This window comes from Solidesulfovibrio fructosivorans JJ], from assembly GCF_000179555.1.
Lineage (GTDB): Bacteria > Desulfobacterota > Desulfovibrionia > Desulfovibrionales > Desulfovibrionaceae > Solidesulfovibrio > Solidesulfovibrio fructosivorans.
In genome coordinates this window covers 32,413-46,553 of record NZ_AECZ01000032.1, presented here as the reverse complement: position 1 = coordinate 46,553, position 14,141 = coordinate 32,413, and the positions used below count along the sequence as shown (strand labels likewise).

Genomic DNA, 14,141 nt, shown 5'->3' with positions numbered 1-14,141 from the left:
GGGTAACCAGGAATATTTTAAAGGAGAAAAAAGGACAGTCGTTATCATTGACGAACTAGAAGAGATGCAAAAGGACGATAGGAATTTTTTGGCCCACTTAATAAAACAAAGTTGCGATCAAGAATTCAATACTCGCTTAATGTTGATAGGGATAGCAAGTAGCGTCCATGAGTTAATTGGGACGCATGCTTCTGTACCCCGTTATATTTGCGAAATAAGCCTTACACCCTTAGCTGCACAAGATTTGATTGATATTGTTAATGAGGCAGCAAAAGCAGTAAGCGTTGAGGTTGCCAAAGATATACTTTATAGGGTAGCAATCATCGGGAACGGATATCCTCATTTTGCACATTTGATTGGCAAATCGTTGCTCCATGAGGCTGTTATTAACAGGGAAAAACAAATATCAGATCGTATTTACAGGCAAGCGATATCGAGAGCAGTGGCAAGCAGTATTGAAGAATTGATGAATACATATAACACAGCAACACAACGACAAGATGATGTTAATCGACATTTGGTTTGGGCTTTGGCTGATGCAGATTGTGTAGATATGAGAACAAATGATTTATTTGAGCACTGTAGAACAATTGGGAAGAGAATGTTGTGGACATTACCAGATGATAAAACACTTGGAATACGATTGCAGCGTCTTGGGACTGAAAATCATGGCAAAATCATAATTAATACTCCAAAGCGTGGAGGAACTGATGAAATACGATATAGATATAAGCGATTCTCGAATAGTCTTATGCGCGGCCATGTTCGATTAATTGCAGAAAATGAAGGAGTACAGCTCGGTAATCGAACGACATTATGATGATCCTTACTATATGGATGAAAATGGCCCACGTTGTCCAAAAAAAATGTTTGGCGTGGGTCTTTATTTGTCTGTGGGTAAAGAATAATGCAAAGACGAGTTGTTTAACAGCATCAAATAACTGCTTTAAGTCAATATTTACAACGATCAACCCTTGCACTTTGTAGTTAAATGGATTCACGCTAAGTACGTGAGGTTGTAAATGAGTTTTATAACTACGCTGGTTGATCCTTTTAATATTACAGATTTGATTCGTGTATCTGTTCAACTTCTTAAGCAGACTACAGAAAGGTCTAGAGTTGAAAGAGAGAATTATGCAGCGAAGTTAGAAGCTGCGAGTGGGAACGATATTTTTAAGTATGTTTTATTGACAAATATTTCTGCACTTGATGGATATATAGCACAGACTAGAATCCAGGCGGCGCAAAGTTTTCGACTTTGTCAAATTGTTGCTGTGTTAGGTTTTATGCTGATTTTATTTGGTATCGGTCTCGGTGTGTATTTTTCGATGGTTATGAACGGGCAAGTGGATATTGCGTACCTTTCGGCGGGTGCAGGTCTGTTGACGGAATTTATTTCAGGGATTTTTTTCTATATGTATAATAAAAGTTTGAAGCAAATAAATAGGTTTCATGATAAGCTTGTAGTTATGCAACAGGCAAGCATAGCTTTTTTAGCTTGCAGTCTCATAGATGATCCAAGTAAACAAGATGATACAAAAATTGAACTTTCAAAAGGGCTGTTGAACGCTTCGTGCAACAACGGATCCTAGCGGTAAGATAAGATTTAGAGAAAATGTACGGGTGTACGCACGGTTTCCGGTAATACCAAGCTCTCGAAGAATGGTCTTCGTCTATCCCCAACGCTCCTGGCCAACTGCGGCTTCAAGCAGGGTGATGAGTTCAAGGTCTCCTGCTTGGAAGAGGGGAAGATCGTTCTGGAAAAGAAGTAGTTAGCTGGATTGTTTGGGAATAGTTGCGCGTCATGGCCCACGTCGTCCTGGGAAGATGGAATGTGGGGCTTTATTTCTTAATTTCTTCGATCACCTCACCTGCAGCAGCACCAGCAACTGCGCCTATCAATACCCCTGCTACAATTACTCCTAATCCTCCTGTGGCAACTGAAATAGCCGCGCCTGCTATACTACCAACAACAGCGGCTTTAGGATGTTTGTTAGCCAAGTGTGTTCCATGGTGGATAAGAGTTTTTATTATATGATTCATAATGTTGCGTCCATTCGTCTAGGTGGCATGCATAATTATTGCATAAATTCGTACTTTAGTAGGCCTTCAATAATCAAAAATATTAGATGTTAGGGCGAATGGCGATTTGAAAGCATTTCCTTGGAGACTTGTTTTAATGATTTAAATAAATTATAGCCATAAAATCCTATTTTTTGTTTGTAATATCCACTGACAACGCCTGACAGGCTGAGGAAGAAAGGGGATTGCGAAAAATAATATGTAGTAATAGCAGAAGGAGATATCGCTCCGTGGGTATTATATGCTTCTCGAATGGCATCCTCAAGCGATTTTCCTCTTTGCATGGCACTTCCAATTGTTTCTCCGTATTTTTCACCTTTCCACCAATTGAATATGGAAAATAAATTTACCATTGGAATCTCCAATGCAAGAATTATGCTATAGCAAAGTAAAAGATCGTATTTCTATCATAATTACTGAGTTTCATGTTTTTGGTTAATGCTAATCTCTGTTGTGCACTGAGAATAAACGAAGCAAAGTATAGTGGCTTGTTCGATTTCGTCATGTTATGAACTGTACCCGCGAAAGAATCCCCCAGCGAGGCTACCAAGGGCTTCCCAGAACCCACTTTTTAGGAAAGAGGAATCTGGCCCGACATCCTGAATCCCCTGGACCATCGTTCGCTCGAAAGCATTTATCTGATCGACGAGTCGCCTTAATTGATGGCGGATCGCCGCATCCTCGACTCCTCCTCTTGTGCCGATGTGTGACTCCAGTGCTATTATCCACTTGTCATCGCCAACTTTTGTCGTGTAGGCAAAGGTGCCGTGAGCATTATGGTCATTGTTATAGATATTGCTTACAATCATTGCGCTCACGCTATGGGTATCTGGTACAGACATCAGGATAGTTGCCACAGCTCTTTCTTCATTGAGAAGCTGTATAAACCCTGGAATATCGTCTCCGTCTTTGTCTCGATACTTAAATGTTATAGAATCATTATCCCGTTCTATTTCCTTAAGTTCGCCAATAGACTTAGTTATCCCTTCAAGCATTTCAAGATCCATGCGTTCACACATGGTTAACCCTTCCTTCTGGAGGTTATTCATTTTGGAAAGCTATAATCAAAAAAAATCAATTCCATACGAACTGTAATGTCAATTTTTGAATAATGAACTAGAGGAGGCCTCGTCTTTTCTAGTCTAACTGCCTGTCTCCTGTCTTGAGAATATTGCCTTAAAAAGTGATACAAATTCTTCTTGAGAATGGAAAGCTGTTCTCATTCTTTCTTTCAGCTCAGAGGCTCTTGTTGGTAAAATTATTTTTCGCATTTTACTGGCGTATACTCTGAATATTAAGTCATCTTCAATCTCTACTATTCTTAACTGTATATGTTGGGGTAGGCCAAGTGATTTTACTGTGTCAATGCTTAAAATTGCTGTATAAAGTAATGATATTGAGTTGCCGTTTGGATCGTTTAGATATTTTGTAGCACTTTTGAATGCCATTTTCCCAGTCAATAAGTAGCCATAATTATTATCGTCAGAAGCATGCTTGTTACCAATGTAGCTATTTTCATGATTAAAAGTTCTTTTGTGGTGTATTGGAATTTTTCTAATATCAAGCGAAAACTTGTTAGGCGGCCATAATATCTGATTATATTTTCTTTATGATAAGTTGGTCCAAAAAATAATAACATTCTTGCAGGTAAGGCTTGGTATAGAATGGCAGATGCAAATTGTTTTTCATCTTTTTTCAGTTTTTGTATATTTCAATGCTACTGGATCAAATAGGCTTGTATCTACTGTAGGCATTGGTAGACCACCTTCCTGATGCAAGTTTGTTGCCGAACTGTATTGATATTTATTTTTGCATCGTTAATCGCTGCCATCAGAACCATTTGAGTCTCCACTGAATAGCCCTATGGCAACAGTTAAAACACCAGTTAAAATTGCTGAACCAATTTTTATTATTTTTCCCGTGCTACTTGTTATTTTCCACTGCTTGCCACAATCGCGACAGGCGTAGTCCAACTCAGTAACATTGCTATTGAACATAGTTGTCTTCTCAGAGTCGCAAAACGGACAACGAATCTTTTCGTCCATAGCTAAGGCCCTAGATTTATTTGTTTTATGAATCGGCGTCCTTGGAAAGGCGTTTATATACAGAGTAGCAGAATATTGAATGCGTTTTCAAGAAAAAAATGTAAATTTATATCTATTATTTTCAGCCAGTTGCTCATTCCAATCGATTTATCTAAGTTTAACTTTTTGAAAATACCAATTTCACCTGCACCATGTAACTCCATAGCTCGTGTCGTTAATATACTAAAATCACTAACTATTTATCATCTCCAAACCTCTCCAATCCCCGTTTCTCTTTCCTCCGTGAAAAAATCCCAACAAACCCCTTGACCTCCCCGTACCAAATCCGTACTTACCCCGAGCCAACGACGCGCCAACGAAGCCAACGGTTTTGGCCCCCAACTTTTTCTTGGGAACGAAAGATTTGGGGTTGACTTCGGGACGAGTTTGGGGCATTTAGCCTGTTCCCTGATTCTGTTTATAGGACCGTAGCTCAGGGGGAGAGCGCTTGCTTGACACGCAAGAGGTCGGGAGTTCAAATCTCCCCGGTCCTACCAGCGTGCGACCAACAGGGAGGCCTCGGCCTCCCTTTCTTTATAGAGCGATAGGGTGGTAGCGCCACCCAAAGAAGGCAACGTGCTGGTCACTATAGAGGATTCATCCCTGGAGGCGGCTGCCGGCGAACCCTGCGGCCAGGTTTTGTCCCGGGGCATCTCCGGCAAGCGCATGAAAAATGCCGTGGCCTGTCTGGTCGACGGCAAGCCCCTTGATTTGACCGCGCCTCTTCCGGAAGGGGGTCGGGATCTCGCGCCGGTCGCGGCCGATTCCCCGGAAGGGCTGGCCATCATACGGCACTCGACCGCCCACATCATGGCCGAGGCCGTCAAGAAGCTTTTTCCCGCCGCCCAGGTCACCATCGGGCCGTCCATCGAGAACGGCTTCTACTACGATTTCGCTTTCGAGCGCCCCTTTACGCCTGAAGATCTCGAGGCCATCGAGGCGGAAATGCAAAAGAGCATTGCCGCCAACGCGCCTTTCTCCTGCACCTTCGTGCCCAAGGCCGACGCCAAGGCGCTTTTCGCCTCCCAAGGCGAGGTCTACAAGCTCGAGATCATGGACGAGAACATCGTGGGCGACACGGTTTCCCTGTATCGCCACGGCACGTTCACCGACCTGTGCCGCGGCCCCCATGTGCCGACCACGGGCGCGGTCAAGGCGTTCAAGCTGCTCTCCGTGGCCGGGGCCTACTGGCGCGGCGACGAAAAGCGCCCCATGCTGCAGCGCATTTACGGCACCGCCTTCGCCTCGGACGCGGACCTCAAGAAGTATCTGCGCCATCTCGAGGAAGCCAAAAAGCGCGATCACCGCAAGCTCGGCACCCAACTCGATCTGTTCAGCTTTTCCGAAGAGGTCGGCGCCGGCATGCCCATCTGGCATCCCAAAGGCGAGCTGATTCGCACGATTCTCGAGGATTTCGAGCGCCGGGAGCACTTGCGGCGCGGCTACCAGCTCGTGCGCGGCCCGCTTATCCTGCGCCGCGAACTCTGGGAGCGCTCCGGGCATTACGACAATTATCGCGAGAACATGTATTTTACCGAGATCGACGGGCAGGCCTACGGCATCAAGCCCATGAACTGCCTGTCGCACATGCTCATCTACAAGTCGCGCGTGCGCAGCTACCGCGATCTGCCCCAGCGCTACTTCGAACTCGGCGTGGTGCATCGCCACGAAAAGTCGGGCGTGCTGCACGGACTTATGCGCGTGCGCCAGTTCACCCAGGACGATGCCCATATCCTGTGCCGCCCCGATCAGCTTCTTGACGAGATCACGGGCGTGATCAAATTCGTCCAGGATGTGGTGGCGCTTTTCGGCTTTGACTACGAAGTGGATCTGTCCACCCGTCCGGAGAAGTCCATCGGCTCGGACGAGGATTGGGATCGCGCCACCAAGGCGCTCATCGACGCCATGGAGTCGCTCGGGCTTCCCTACGACATCAACGAGGGTGACGGCGCTTTTTACGGGCCGAAGATTGACATCAAGCTCAAGGATGCCTTAGAGCGCCGTTGGCAATGCGCCACGGTGCAGTGCGACTTTACCTTGCCGGAACGTTTCGACCTCGTTTATACGGATGCGGATGGGGAGCGCAAACGGCCCGTCATGCTGCACCGGGTGATCCTCGGCGCGGTGGAGCGGTTTTTGGGCGTGCTCATCGAGCATACGGCCGGGGCCCTGCCCACATGGCTGTCGCCGGAGCAGGCGCGCATCCTCATCGTTACCGACGCCCAGAAGGAATTTGCCGAAGAGGCTAAGGCCAAGCTGGCCGAGGCCGGTATTCGGGTCGAGCTGGACGAGCGCAACGAAAAGCTGGGTTTCAAGGTTCGCGAGGCCCAGATGGAGAAGGTCCCCTATATGCTTGTGGCGGGGGACAAGGAAAAGGAACTCGGCGGCCTGAACGTGCGGCTGCGGTCCGGGGAGAATCTTGGCGTCAAGTCCCTGGACGAGATTGTGCTCATGATCACGGCCGATTGCCTGGAACCGTTTAAGCGTGGAGGTATGCGCTATAACTTCCGCTCCCAGTAGTGATCCCCGGTGTAACCACCGGATTCGTGCCCGTGAAGTGCGGGTGATCGCCGACGACGGCGCCCAGGTGGGCATCATCCCCACCAGCGAGGCGCTGCGTATGGCGCAGGAAAAGGGACTCGACCTGGTCGAGGTCGCGCCCAACGCCGATCCGCCCGTGTGCCGGATCATGGACTTCGGCCGTTTCAAGTACCAGCAGCAGAAAAAGCTGCAGGAGGCGCGCAAGAAGGCTTCCACGGTACAGCTGAAGGAGATCAAGGTCCGGCCCAAGACCGACGAGCACGATTACCAGACCAAGCTCAAGCACATTCGCCGCTTCCTGGAAGAAGGGGACCGTTGCAAGGTCACGGTGTTCTTCCGCGGACGCGAGATCGTGCACAAGGACCGGGGCGTACTTATTTTGTCCCGCGTCGTGGCTGATCTGGGGGACCTGGCCAAGGTGGAGCAGGAGCCGCGCACCGAAGGCCGCATGATGACCATGCTGCTTGCCCCGCAAATCAAGAAAACGCCCGCGCCCGTGTAAGCGGTCGCGTCCAAGGAGTCCGATATGCCCAAGATGAAGACCAACCGCAGCGCGGCCAAGCGGTTCACCAAGACCGGTTCCGGCAAGTTCGCCCGTCGCCGTCAGAACCTGCGCCATATCCTGACCAAGAAAAACGCCAAGCGCACCCGCCGCCTGGGCCAGGGCACCCTGGTCGACAAGGCCAACGAGAAGGCCGTGCGCCGGCTTTTGCCCTACGCCTAGGCGACCTGGGCTGATCATACCACGCTAAAGGAGCCCGATCATGCGCGTCAAACGTGGACAAGCCGCCCATAAGCGGCACAAGAAATATTTGAAGATGGCCAAGGGCTTTGTCGGAGCCCGCGGAGTCCTCTACGAAACCGCCCGCGAGGTTGCCGAACGGTCGCTGGCCTATGCCTACCGTGACCGCAAGCAGCGCAAGCGCCAGATGCGCAAGCTCTGGATCATCCGCATCAATGCCGCCGCCCGCGAGAACGGCCTGTCCTACAGCGTTTTTATGCGTGGGCTGACCCTTGCCGGTGTGGAGCTGGACCGCAAGGTCCTGGCCGATATGGCCGTGCGCGAAAAGGACAGCTTCCAGAAGCTGGCGGAGCTGGCCAAAGCCAAGGTGAATTAAGTTGGGAAGCCAACCCACGCTCGTTGCCGAGCTAGAGGGCCTGGTCGGGGAGTGCGCCGCGCGTCTCGACCAGGCCCTGGCGCTTGAGGACCTCGAGGAAATCCGGGTCGCCTACCTGGGGCGCAAGGGCCGGCTGGCCGCGCTCATGTCCCAGCTCCCGGGCCTCGACCCCGATGCCCGCCGCGCGGCCGGACAGGCCGCCAACACGGTCAAGCAGTCGCTGACCTCCCTGTACGACGGAAGGCTCGCGGCGCTGAACCGGGCGGCCCAGACCGCCGCCCTGGCCGGGTTCGATCCCACCGAACCGGGGCTGACGCCTTTTGCCGGGAGCGTGCACCCCATCACCCTGGTGACGGCGGAAATCTGCAAGGCCTTCGGCGAGTTGGGCTTTTCCATCGTCACCGGGCCCGAGATCGAGACCGACTACTACAATTTCGAGGCGCTCAACATGCCCCCCGAGCATCCCGCCCGGGACATGCAGGATACGCTGTACATCACGGACAACGTGGTGCTGCGCACCCACACCTCGCCCTTGCAGGTCCGCACCATGCTGGCCCGGAAGCCCCCGGTCGCGGTCATCGCCCCGGGCAAGGTCTACCGCCGCGACTCCGACCTGACCCACACCCCCATGTTCCATCAGATCGAGGGGCTGCTCGTGGACGAGGGCGTGTCCATGGCCGATCTGCGCGGCACGCTGACCGCCTTTGTGCGCCGCATTTTCGGTCCGAAAACCAATGTGCGCTTTCGGCCGAGCTTTTTCCCCTTCACCGAGCCGAGCGCCGAGGTCGACATCTCCTGCGTCATCTGCGGCGGCAAGGGCGAGACCGAGACCGGCACCTGCCGGGTGTGCAAGGGCACGGGCTTCGTCGAGATCCTGGGCTGCGGCATGGTCGACCCCAACGTCTTCGCCGCTGTGGGCTACGACACCGAGCGTTACACCGGCTTCGCCTTCGGCATGGGCGTGGAGCGCGTGACCATGCTCAAGTACGGCATCGGCGACCTGCGCATGTTTTTTGAAAACGATATTCGGTTCCTAAGCCAGTTTTAATTTCCAGGGGTCCTTTCCCGCACCCTCCCGACGCCGTCGGGACATTCCTCCCTGGCTCTCCTTGAGAGTTTTTCGGGAGGGTGGGGTCCGGGGAGGGAACCCCTTTTTGCAAAAAGGGGTTCCCTCCCCGGCCGCCGGAGGCACACACATCATGTTGCTCAGTTTAGCCTGGCTGCGCGAATTCACGCCCTATGAGGGCACTCCCCAGCAACTTGCCGACCGTTTGACCATGCTCGGCCTGGAAATCGAGGAGATCAAAAATCCTTTCGAGGAGATCGCCTCGGTGGTCGTCGGCAAGGTGCTCACCTGTGAGGCCCATCCCGACTCCGACCACCTGTCCTGCTGCACGGTGGACGTCGGCGGGGAAGCGCCGCTTCCCATCGTGTGCGGCGCGCCCAATGTCGCCGCCGGCCAGCATGTGCCCGTGGCTACGGTCGGCGTGACCCTGCCGGGCGGCCTCCACATCAAAAAAAGCAAGATTCGCGGCCAGGTGTCCGAGGGCATGATCTGCTCCGAATCGGAGCTGGGGCTGGCCGAGGAGCGAAGCGGCGGCATCATGGTCCTGCCCGAGTCCGCGACCGTTGGCTGGAGCCTGCCTGACGCCCTGGGCCTCGACACCTGCGTGCTCGACGTTTCCATCACGCCCAACCGGGCCGATTGCCTAAGCGTCCTTGGCATCGCACGGGAAGTGGCCATGGCTTTCGACCTGCCGCTCACCCTGCCCGAGGTGTCCTATCCCGAGTCCGGCCCCGACGCCGCGACCCAGGTGGCCATCGAGATAGAGGACGCGGAGCAGTGCCCGGTCTACCGGGCCAAGCTTTTAACCGGCGTCGCGGTCGGCCCCTCGCCGGAGCGCATCCGCTGGCGGCTTCTGGCCATCGGCCAGCGCCCCATTTCCAATATCGTCGACGCCACCAACTACGTGCTGTTCGAACTCGGCCAGCCGCTGCACGCTTTTGACCGGGCCAAGCTCGCCGGAAACACGGTCAAGGTGCGAAACGCGGCGGAGGGCGAGAAGCTGACCACCCTCGACGGCCAGGAGCGACTGCTCACCGCCCGGGACCTGCTCATTTGCGACGCCGAGAAGCCCGTGGCCCTGGCCGGGGTCATGGGCGGCGAAAACAGCGAGATGGGCTCCGACAGCACCGAGGTGCTGCTCGAGTGCGCCGTGTTCCGTCCGGGCGCCATCCGCAAGACCGCCCGGCGGCTGTCCCTGCCGAGCGAGGCCTCCTACCGCTTCGAACGCGGCGTGGACCAGGTCGGCTCGGTGTACGCCATGCACCGCGCAGTTTCGCTCATGCTCGAAACCGCCGGCGGCACGGTCCTGCCCGGCGAGGCTGTGGCCGAACCCCATCCCTACACCCCGCGCGGCATCGGTTTCCGTCCGGCCCGGGCCAGCCTGCTTCTGGGCGAGGAAATGCCCGAGGATTTTTGCCGCAAGACGCTTACCGCGCTGGGCTGCAAGCTGACGGACACCGATCCGTCCGGAACCATGGCCGTGACCCCGCCGTCGTACCGCCTGGACCTCGAGCGCGAGGCGGACCTCATCGAGGAAGTGGGGCGGGTGTACGGCCTGGACCGCATCGCGCCGAAGCTTCCCCGGGTGTCCAAGTCCCTGGACGACGCCGCGCCCGAGACGGAATTCGGCTTCTGGGCGAGGCTTCGGGCTTACGCCGTGGGCTTCGGGCTTCGCGAGGCGGTCAACTACAGCTTTGTCGGCCACGGCGACCTCGACCTCTTATGCCTGGATGCGGCCTGTCGCGTCTCGGTGGCCAATCCGCTCTCCGAAGACCAAAACGTCATGCGCCCCATGTTGGCCCCGGGGTTGCTCGGCGCCGTGCGCCACAACCTGGCCCAGGGCAATGCCCACCTGCGCTTGTTCGAAGTGGCCCGGATTTTCACCGCTGACGTCGCCTCGGACTCCACGGCTCGGGAGGCCGGCCGGATGGGCATCGCGCTCCACGGCGCGCGCCATCCCGAAGCCTGGCCCTGGCCCAAGGACGTGGAAGCCGGCTATGCCGACATCAAGGGGCTGGTGGAAGGACTTCTTGCCCATTTTCATCTGCCCGAGCCGACCTTTTCCCGGGTCGAGGACCAGCCCTGGCTGGCGCCGCAGGTGGATGTGACCTGCGGTCCGGTGCGCCTGGGGCTCATCGGCCAGGTCACGCCCGAGGTGGCCGACGCGTTTCATGCCAGAAGTCCGCTGTGGATCGCCGAACTGGATATCGATGCCTTGCGGGTCCTGGTCGATGCCCAAAAGACGGTTTTCGCGCCGCTTCCGGGATTCCCGCCCGTGCGCCGCGACATCACCCTGGCCGTGCCGGCCGGCGTGACCGTGGGCGCGGTGCTGGCCGCCATCCGGACCGCCAAGGCGCCGATCTTCGAGAACGTGGTGCTGATCGACGCCTACGAGCCCGAAGGGGAGGCCGAGCGCCGGCTGACCTTTCGCATCACCTATCGCCACCTGGAAAAGACGCTCAAGGACAAGGAAGTGGACAAGGTCCACGAGGCGCTCGCCAAGGCCGTCCTGGCCGCGCTGCCCGTGACCCGTCCGTAGCGGGAAGGGCGGTCGCCGGCGTCGCGTACGCGTGGCGACGATACGAATGGAAGAGCCCCGGCGCTGGCGTCGGGGCTCTTTTGCGTCGCGTGGAGCGGAAGCGTTGCGGCGAAACTCCATAGCCCTGTTGAGGATTATTTGAGCAACCGCATGTCGAAGGAAAAGGGTTGTGGCGGAAAAGCGAGGATGGCTGTGAAGTCGGGATGGTTCGGGTTTAACAGGTAGTTTGTTTCCTGGGGTATCACGACGCTCGGCACGGCGAGCACGGGTGTTTGCCCCTGGTTGATCCAGGCATCGCCGATGCGTTTGCATTCGGGATGTTCAATGGTCTGCCAATCGGCGGGCAAGCCCTGCAAAGTTACTTCCGTCACGAGCGTGGGCGCGAACTCCAGTCGGATGCAACTGTATGGCGCTGCGGCAAGGAGTGTGTAGTCTTGCACGTGGACGAGGATTTCGAGCGCCGCCAGGGATAGGGTCGCGGCCGAGTAGACGAGAGCCTTGCCTTTGGTGTTCCAACGCCCGCCGTATTTTTGCGCGCCTTCACCAGACAGCGCTGTTGTGGCATGCCGCGTTTGGAAGACGCGCCAACCGATCATCAGCTGAAGACGCCGTATTCGATACGCCCTAAGATATCCAGGACAAAGTCCGCGCCTTCTTTTGTCTCGGCATACTGAAGGGGCGATTTTTTATGAAATACGGATAGAGGCTTGGAGAGCCACTGCTGTGCCTTTTCTTTGTTGCCAAAGACTTCTGTCGCACGCTTGATGATGTCGGCAATGAGAGAGATATCCTCTATGCTTTCAGTGTATATCGCGGAATTTTCACGTTTTTTTAGCTGGTACTTCTGAGAGCATACACCGCAAGTAGTGCTTCTTGTTCTGACGCTACTGTAGGTTAAGCTTGCGCGGGAGCGCTTTTCTTCGCAGAGTTCAAAAGCGCCGGAAGGAGTATCCCGCTTCACCCAGAACCGGGCGGTCTGCTTTCCCAAACGGGAAGAAACTGATTGTTTCAGTTTCGGATACACAGGCATGTGGAAAATCTCCTTCTCAGACTCATAAAGACGGCACTCAGCCATGTCAAGGAAGTGGGATCATTCGGAGTCCCCATGCGCTCAAACCGTTAGCCTTTGGCGTGTGGCGGGCCCCGGCGCGAGGCGTCGGGGCTCTTTTGCGTCTGGGGGAGAAGCCGGCTAACCCTTGATGAAGGCCAGCAGGTCGGCGTTGACCTTGTCCTTTTCCGTGGTGCACAGGCCGTGGGGCGCACCGGGATATTCCGTAAGCCTCGCGTCCCTGACCAGCTTGACCGCCGCCCGGGAGGAGGCGTCGATGGGCACGATCTGGTCGTCGTCGCCGTGCAGGAACAGCGTCGGTACGTCGATCTTCTTCAGATCCTCGGTCTGGTCGGTTTCCGAAAAGGCCTTGATGCAGAAGTATGCCGCCGCAAGGCCGGCCAGCATCCCCTGGCGCCAGAAGGATTCCCGGACGCCTTCCGAGACCTTGGCTCCGGGCCGGTTGTAGCCGTAGAAGGGGAGGGTGAGGTCCTTGAAGAACTGCGAACGGTCGTTTTGGACGCCTTCCCGGATGCCGTCGAAGACCTCCATGGGCAGGCCGCCGGGATTGTCCCGGGTCTTGAGCATAAGCGGCGGGATCGCGCCGATGAGCACGATCTTGGCCACCCGGGCCGAACCGTGCCGGGCCAGATAGCGGACCACCTCGCCGCCGCCGGTGGAATGCCCCACATGGATGGTCTCCCTGAGGTCCAGGGCCTCGGTCAGCGTGGCCAGATCGTCGGCATACGTGTCCAGGTCGTTGCCATGCCAGGTCTGGTCGGAGCGGCCGTGGCCGCGCCGGTCGTGGGCGATGACCCGGTAGCCGTGGGAGGCCAGGAAGAACATCTGGTCCTCGAAGGCGTCGCCGGTAAGCGGCCAGCCGTGGCTGAAAACCACCGGCTGACCCGTGCCCCAATCCTTATAATACAATGTCGTGCCGTCCTGAGTGGTGATGGTCGCCATTGTCGCATCCTCCTTTGGGCTGCGCCCTCGTCCAGGCCGGGGCGGGACCGATACGGCCGCCGGCCGGGCGCGGGTACGTCACATACTTCCGGCAGGTAGCGCATTCCGGGCGTTTGTAAAGGGCGCCGCTCCACAGGGTTGACCCGGGAAGGCGTCTGGCGCATGAACACCGGATATGCCGCAACGGACCTACAAGATAGGCGAAGTCGCCGGTCTGACGGGACTCAAGCCCTTTGTGCTGCGTTTTTGGGAGACCGAATTTCCACAGCTGACCCCGGTGCGCACCCAAAAGGGGCAGCGCCTCTACACCGACGAGCACCTCGAGCTGATCGGTCGCATCAAGACCCTGCTCTACGAGGAAAAGCTCACCATCGACGGCGCGAGACGCCGTCTGGCCGACGACGGCCGGGATGGCCCGATTTTGCGTCAGATTTACGACGAGTTGACGGCCATCCGGCGGCTGCTCGACGTCTGACCCTTTTTGTTTCGCCGGAAAAAACGCATATTGAAAATCGGTTACACGTCCGTTTCGAACGGACGCCGCGCCGCGCCCGGGGCCGGATCGCCTCCGGCCGGTCGAATCAAGGGTATTGGCTATGGACGTACCCTGATTTTTACATTATTGAGACTTCGCCGACGGTCGTGGAGAGAGACTGGCCGGGCGGCGAGAGGCGGGAAATTTTTAATAACTGCCGGCCGT

At 55.6% G+C, this 14,141-nt stretch carries 17 protein-coding genes, 1 tRNA gene and 1 pseudogene; 11 read left to right on the top strand and 8 right to left on the bottom strand.

Annotated features, from left to right (window positions below; genetic code table 11):
- The 3 genes and pseudogenes from DESFRDRAFT_RS22590 to DESFRDRAFT_RS23030 all read left to right on the top strand — a co-directional run.
- On the top strand, positions 1 to 820 hold an 820-nt coding region (locus DESFRDRAFT_RS22590; protein WP_005996019.1), incomplete at its 5' end, for an ATP-binding protein.
- Between the two features lie 202 nt (positions 821 to 1,022).
- Positions 1,023 to 1,592 (top strand): TRADD-N-associated membrane domain-containing protein, encoded by a 570-nt coding sequence (locus tag DESFRDRAFT_RS22345; protein WP_005996018.1) that lies wholly within the window; start codon positions 1,023 to 1,025, stop codon positions 1,590 to 1,592.
- Between the two features lie 36 nt (positions 1,593 to 1,628).
- Positions 1,629 to 1,772, top strand: a pseudogene (locus DESFRDRAFT_RS23030) (AbrB/MazE/SpoVT family DNA-binding domain-containing protein); the annotation flags it as partial.
- 70 nt (positions 1,773 to 1,842) lie between these two features.
- Here DESFRDRAFT_RS23030 and DESFRDRAFT_RS22340 read toward each other — a convergent pair.
- The 5 genes from DESFRDRAFT_RS22340 to DESFRDRAFT_RS22325 form a co-directional block, all read right to left on the bottom strand.
- Positions 1,843 to 2,043: a hypothetical protein gene (locus tag DESFRDRAFT_RS22340; protein WP_144005070.1), complete on the bottom strand. Its 201-nt coding sequence runs from the start codon at positions 2,041 to 2,043 to the stop codon at positions 1,843 to 1,845.
- Between the two features lie 89 nt (positions 2,044 to 2,132).
- Entirely contained in the window at positions 2,133 to 2,435 is a 303-nt protein-coding gene (locus DESFRDRAFT_RS22335) for a hypothetical protein (protein WP_144005069.1), read from the bottom strand.
- A 153-nt stretch (positions 2,436 to 2,588) separates the two neighbouring features.
- Positions 2,589 to 3,101, bottom strand: coding sequence for a hypothetical protein (locus DESFRDRAFT_RS17080; protein ID WP_043795154.1), 513 nt, complete (start codon positions 3,099 to 3,101; stop codon positions 2,589 to 2,591).
- Between the two features lie 123 nt (positions 3,102 to 3,224).
- Entirely contained in the window at positions 3,225 to 3,530 is a 306-nt protein-coding gene (locus tag DESFRDRAFT_RS22330) for a hypothetical protein (protein ID WP_144005068.1), read from the bottom strand.
- 369 nt (positions 3,531 to 3,899) lie between these two features.
- A complete protein-coding gene (locus tag DESFRDRAFT_RS22325; RefSeq protein WP_233489643.1) occupies positions 3,900 to 4,079 on the bottom strand; it encodes a hypothetical protein in 180 nt (59 codons plus the stop codon).
- Between the two features lie 509 nt (positions 4,080 to 4,588).
- On the opposite strand from DESFRDRAFT_RS22325, the gene DESFRDRAFT_RS17075 reads away from it, so the two are divergent.
- The 7 genes from DESFRDRAFT_RS17075 (at position 4,589) to pheT (ending at position 11,430) form a co-directional block, all read left to right on the top strand.
- Positions 4,589 to 4,663 (top strand) — tRNA-Val (locus DESFRDRAFT_RS17075).
- 79 nt (positions 4,664 to 4,742) lie between these two features.
- Positions 4,743 to 6,686 (top strand): threonine--tRNA ligase, encoded by a 1,944-nt coding sequence (gene thrS / locus DESFRDRAFT_RS17070; protein WP_005996016.1) that lies wholly within the window; start codon positions 4,743 to 4,745, stop codon positions 6,684 to 6,686.
- A complete protein-coding gene (gene infC / locus DESFRDRAFT_RS17065; RefSeq protein WP_043795160.1) occupies positions 6,667 to 7,209 on the top strand; it encodes a translation initiation factor IF-3 in 543 nt (180 codons plus the stop codon). Before thrS ends, infC begins: the two co-directional genes overlap by 20 nt.
- A gap of 24 nt (positions 7,210 to 7,233) precedes the next feature.
- Complete coding sequence (rpmI, locus tag DESFRDRAFT_RS17060; protein ID WP_005996013.1) at positions 7,234 to 7,431, top strand: 50S ribosomal protein L35; 198 nt, start codon at positions 7,234 to 7,236, stop codon at positions 7,429 to 7,431.
- Positions 7,432 to 7,471: 40 nt separating this feature from the next.
- Positions 7,472 to 7,825 (top strand): 50S ribosomal protein L20, encoded by a 354-nt coding sequence (gene rplT / locus DESFRDRAFT_RS17055; RefSeq protein ID WP_005996011.1) that lies wholly within the window; start codon positions 7,472 to 7,474, stop codon positions 7,823 to 7,825.
- Position 7,826: 1 nt separating this feature from the next.
- Positions 7,827 to 8,873 (top strand): phenylalanine--tRNA ligase subunit alpha, encoded by a 1,047-nt coding sequence (gene pheS / locus DESFRDRAFT_RS17050; protein ID WP_005996009.1) that lies wholly within the window; start codon positions 7,827 to 7,829, stop codon positions 8,871 to 8,873.
- Between the two features lie 151 nt (positions 8,874 to 9,024).
- The gene (gene pheT, locus DESFRDRAFT_RS17045) at positions 9,025 to 11,430 is read left to right on the top strand and encodes a phenylalanine--tRNA ligase subunit beta (protein WP_005996008.1); all 2,406 of its coding nucleotides are present in this window, start codon (positions 9,025 to 9,027) and stop codon (positions 11,428 to 11,430) included.
- Between the two features lie 134 nt (positions 11,431 to 11,564).
- Here pheT and DESFRDRAFT_RS17040 read toward each other — a convergent pair whose 3' ends face one another.
- The 3 genes from DESFRDRAFT_RS17040 to DESFRDRAFT_RS17030 form a co-directional block, all read right to left on the bottom strand.
- Positions 11,565 to 12,026, bottom strand: a complete 462-nt coding sequence (locus DESFRDRAFT_RS17040) for an RES family NAD+ phosphorylase (protein ID WP_005996006.1) — start codon at positions 12,024 to 12,026, stop codon at positions 11,565 to 11,567.
- Positions 12,026 to 12,460, bottom strand: coding sequence for an antitoxin Xre/MbcA/ParS toxin-binding domain-containing protein (locus tag DESFRDRAFT_RS20870; protein WP_005996004.1), 435 nt, complete (start codon positions 12,458 to 12,460; stop codon positions 12,026 to 12,028). The genes DESFRDRAFT_RS17040 and DESFRDRAFT_RS20870 overlap by 1 nt, the downstream gene beginning before the upstream one ends.
- A 159-nt stretch (positions 12,461 to 12,619) precedes the next feature.
- On the bottom strand, positions 12,620 to 13,441 hold the full coding sequence (locus DESFRDRAFT_RS17030; protein WP_005996001.1) for an alpha/beta fold hydrolase: 822 nt from the start codon (positions 13,439 to 13,441) through the stop codon (positions 12,620 to 12,622).
- A 175-nt stretch (positions 13,442 to 13,616) separates the two neighbouring features.
- Here DESFRDRAFT_RS17030 and DESFRDRAFT_RS17025 point away from each other — a divergent pair, with 175 nt between their 5' ends.
- A complete protein-coding gene (locus DESFRDRAFT_RS17025; RefSeq protein WP_005995999.1) occupies positions 13,617 to 13,916 on the top strand; it encodes a MerR family transcriptional regulator in 300 nt (99 codons plus the stop codon).
- The last annotated feature ends 225 nt before the right edge of the window (positions 13,917 to 14,141 follow it).

Excerpts from the sequence above, each read along its gene's own strand:
- DESFRDRAFT_RS20870 (WP_005996004.1), bottom strand. The coding sequence starts at position 12,460 with ATGCCTGTGTATCCGAAACTGAAACAATCAGTTTCTTCCCGTTTGGGA.
- DESFRDRAFT_RS17080 (WP_043795154.1), bottom strand. The coding sequence starts at position 3,101 with ATGTGTGAACGCATGGATCTTGAAATGCTTGAAGGGATAACTAAGTCT.
- rpmI (WP_005996013.1), top strand. The coding sequence starts at position 7,234 with ATGCCCAAGATGAAGACCAACCGCAGCGCGGCCAAGCGGTTCACCAAG.
- DESFRDRAFT_RS22330 (WP_144005068.1), bottom strand. The coding sequence starts at position 3,530 with ATGGCATTCAAAAGTGCTACAAAATATCTAAACGATCCAAACGGCAAC.
- DESFRDRAFT_RS22340 (WP_144005070.1), bottom strand. The coding sequence starts at position 2,043 with ATGAATCATATAATAAAAACTCTTATCCACCATGGAACACACTTGGCT.
- DESFRDRAFT_RS22345 (WP_005996018.1), top strand. The coding sequence starts at position 1,023 with ATGAGTTTTATAACTACGCTGGTTGATCCTTTTAATATTACAGATTTG.
- rplT (WP_005996011.1), top strand. The coding sequence starts at position 7,472 with ATGCGCGTCAAACGTGGACAAGCCGCCCATAAGCGGCACAAGAAATAT.
- pheT (WP_005996008.1), top strand. The coding sequence starts at position 9,025 with ATGTTGCTCAGTTTAGCCTGGCTGCGCGAATTCACGCCCTATGAGGGC.
- DESFRDRAFT_RS17025 (WP_005995999.1), top strand. The coding sequence starts at position 13,617 with ATGCCGCAACGGACCTACAAGATAGGCGAAGTCGCCGGTCTGACGGGA.
- DESFRDRAFT_RS17030 (WP_005996001.1), bottom strand. The coding sequence starts at position 13,441 with ATGGCGACCATCACCACTCAGGACGGCACGACATTGTATTATAAGGAT.
- DESFRDRAFT_RS22335 (WP_144005069.1), bottom strand. The coding sequence starts at position 2,435 with ATGGTAAATTTATTTTCCATATTCAATTGGTGGAAAGGTGAAAAATAC.
- DESFRDRAFT_RS22325 (WP_233489643.1), bottom strand. The coding sequence starts at position 4,079 with ATGTTCAATAGCAATGTTACTGAGTTGGACTACGCCTGTCGCGATTGT.
- DESFRDRAFT_RS17040 (WP_005996006.1), bottom strand. The coding sequence starts at position 12,026 with ATGATCGGTTGGCGCGTCTTCCAAACGCGGCATGCCACAACAGCGCTG.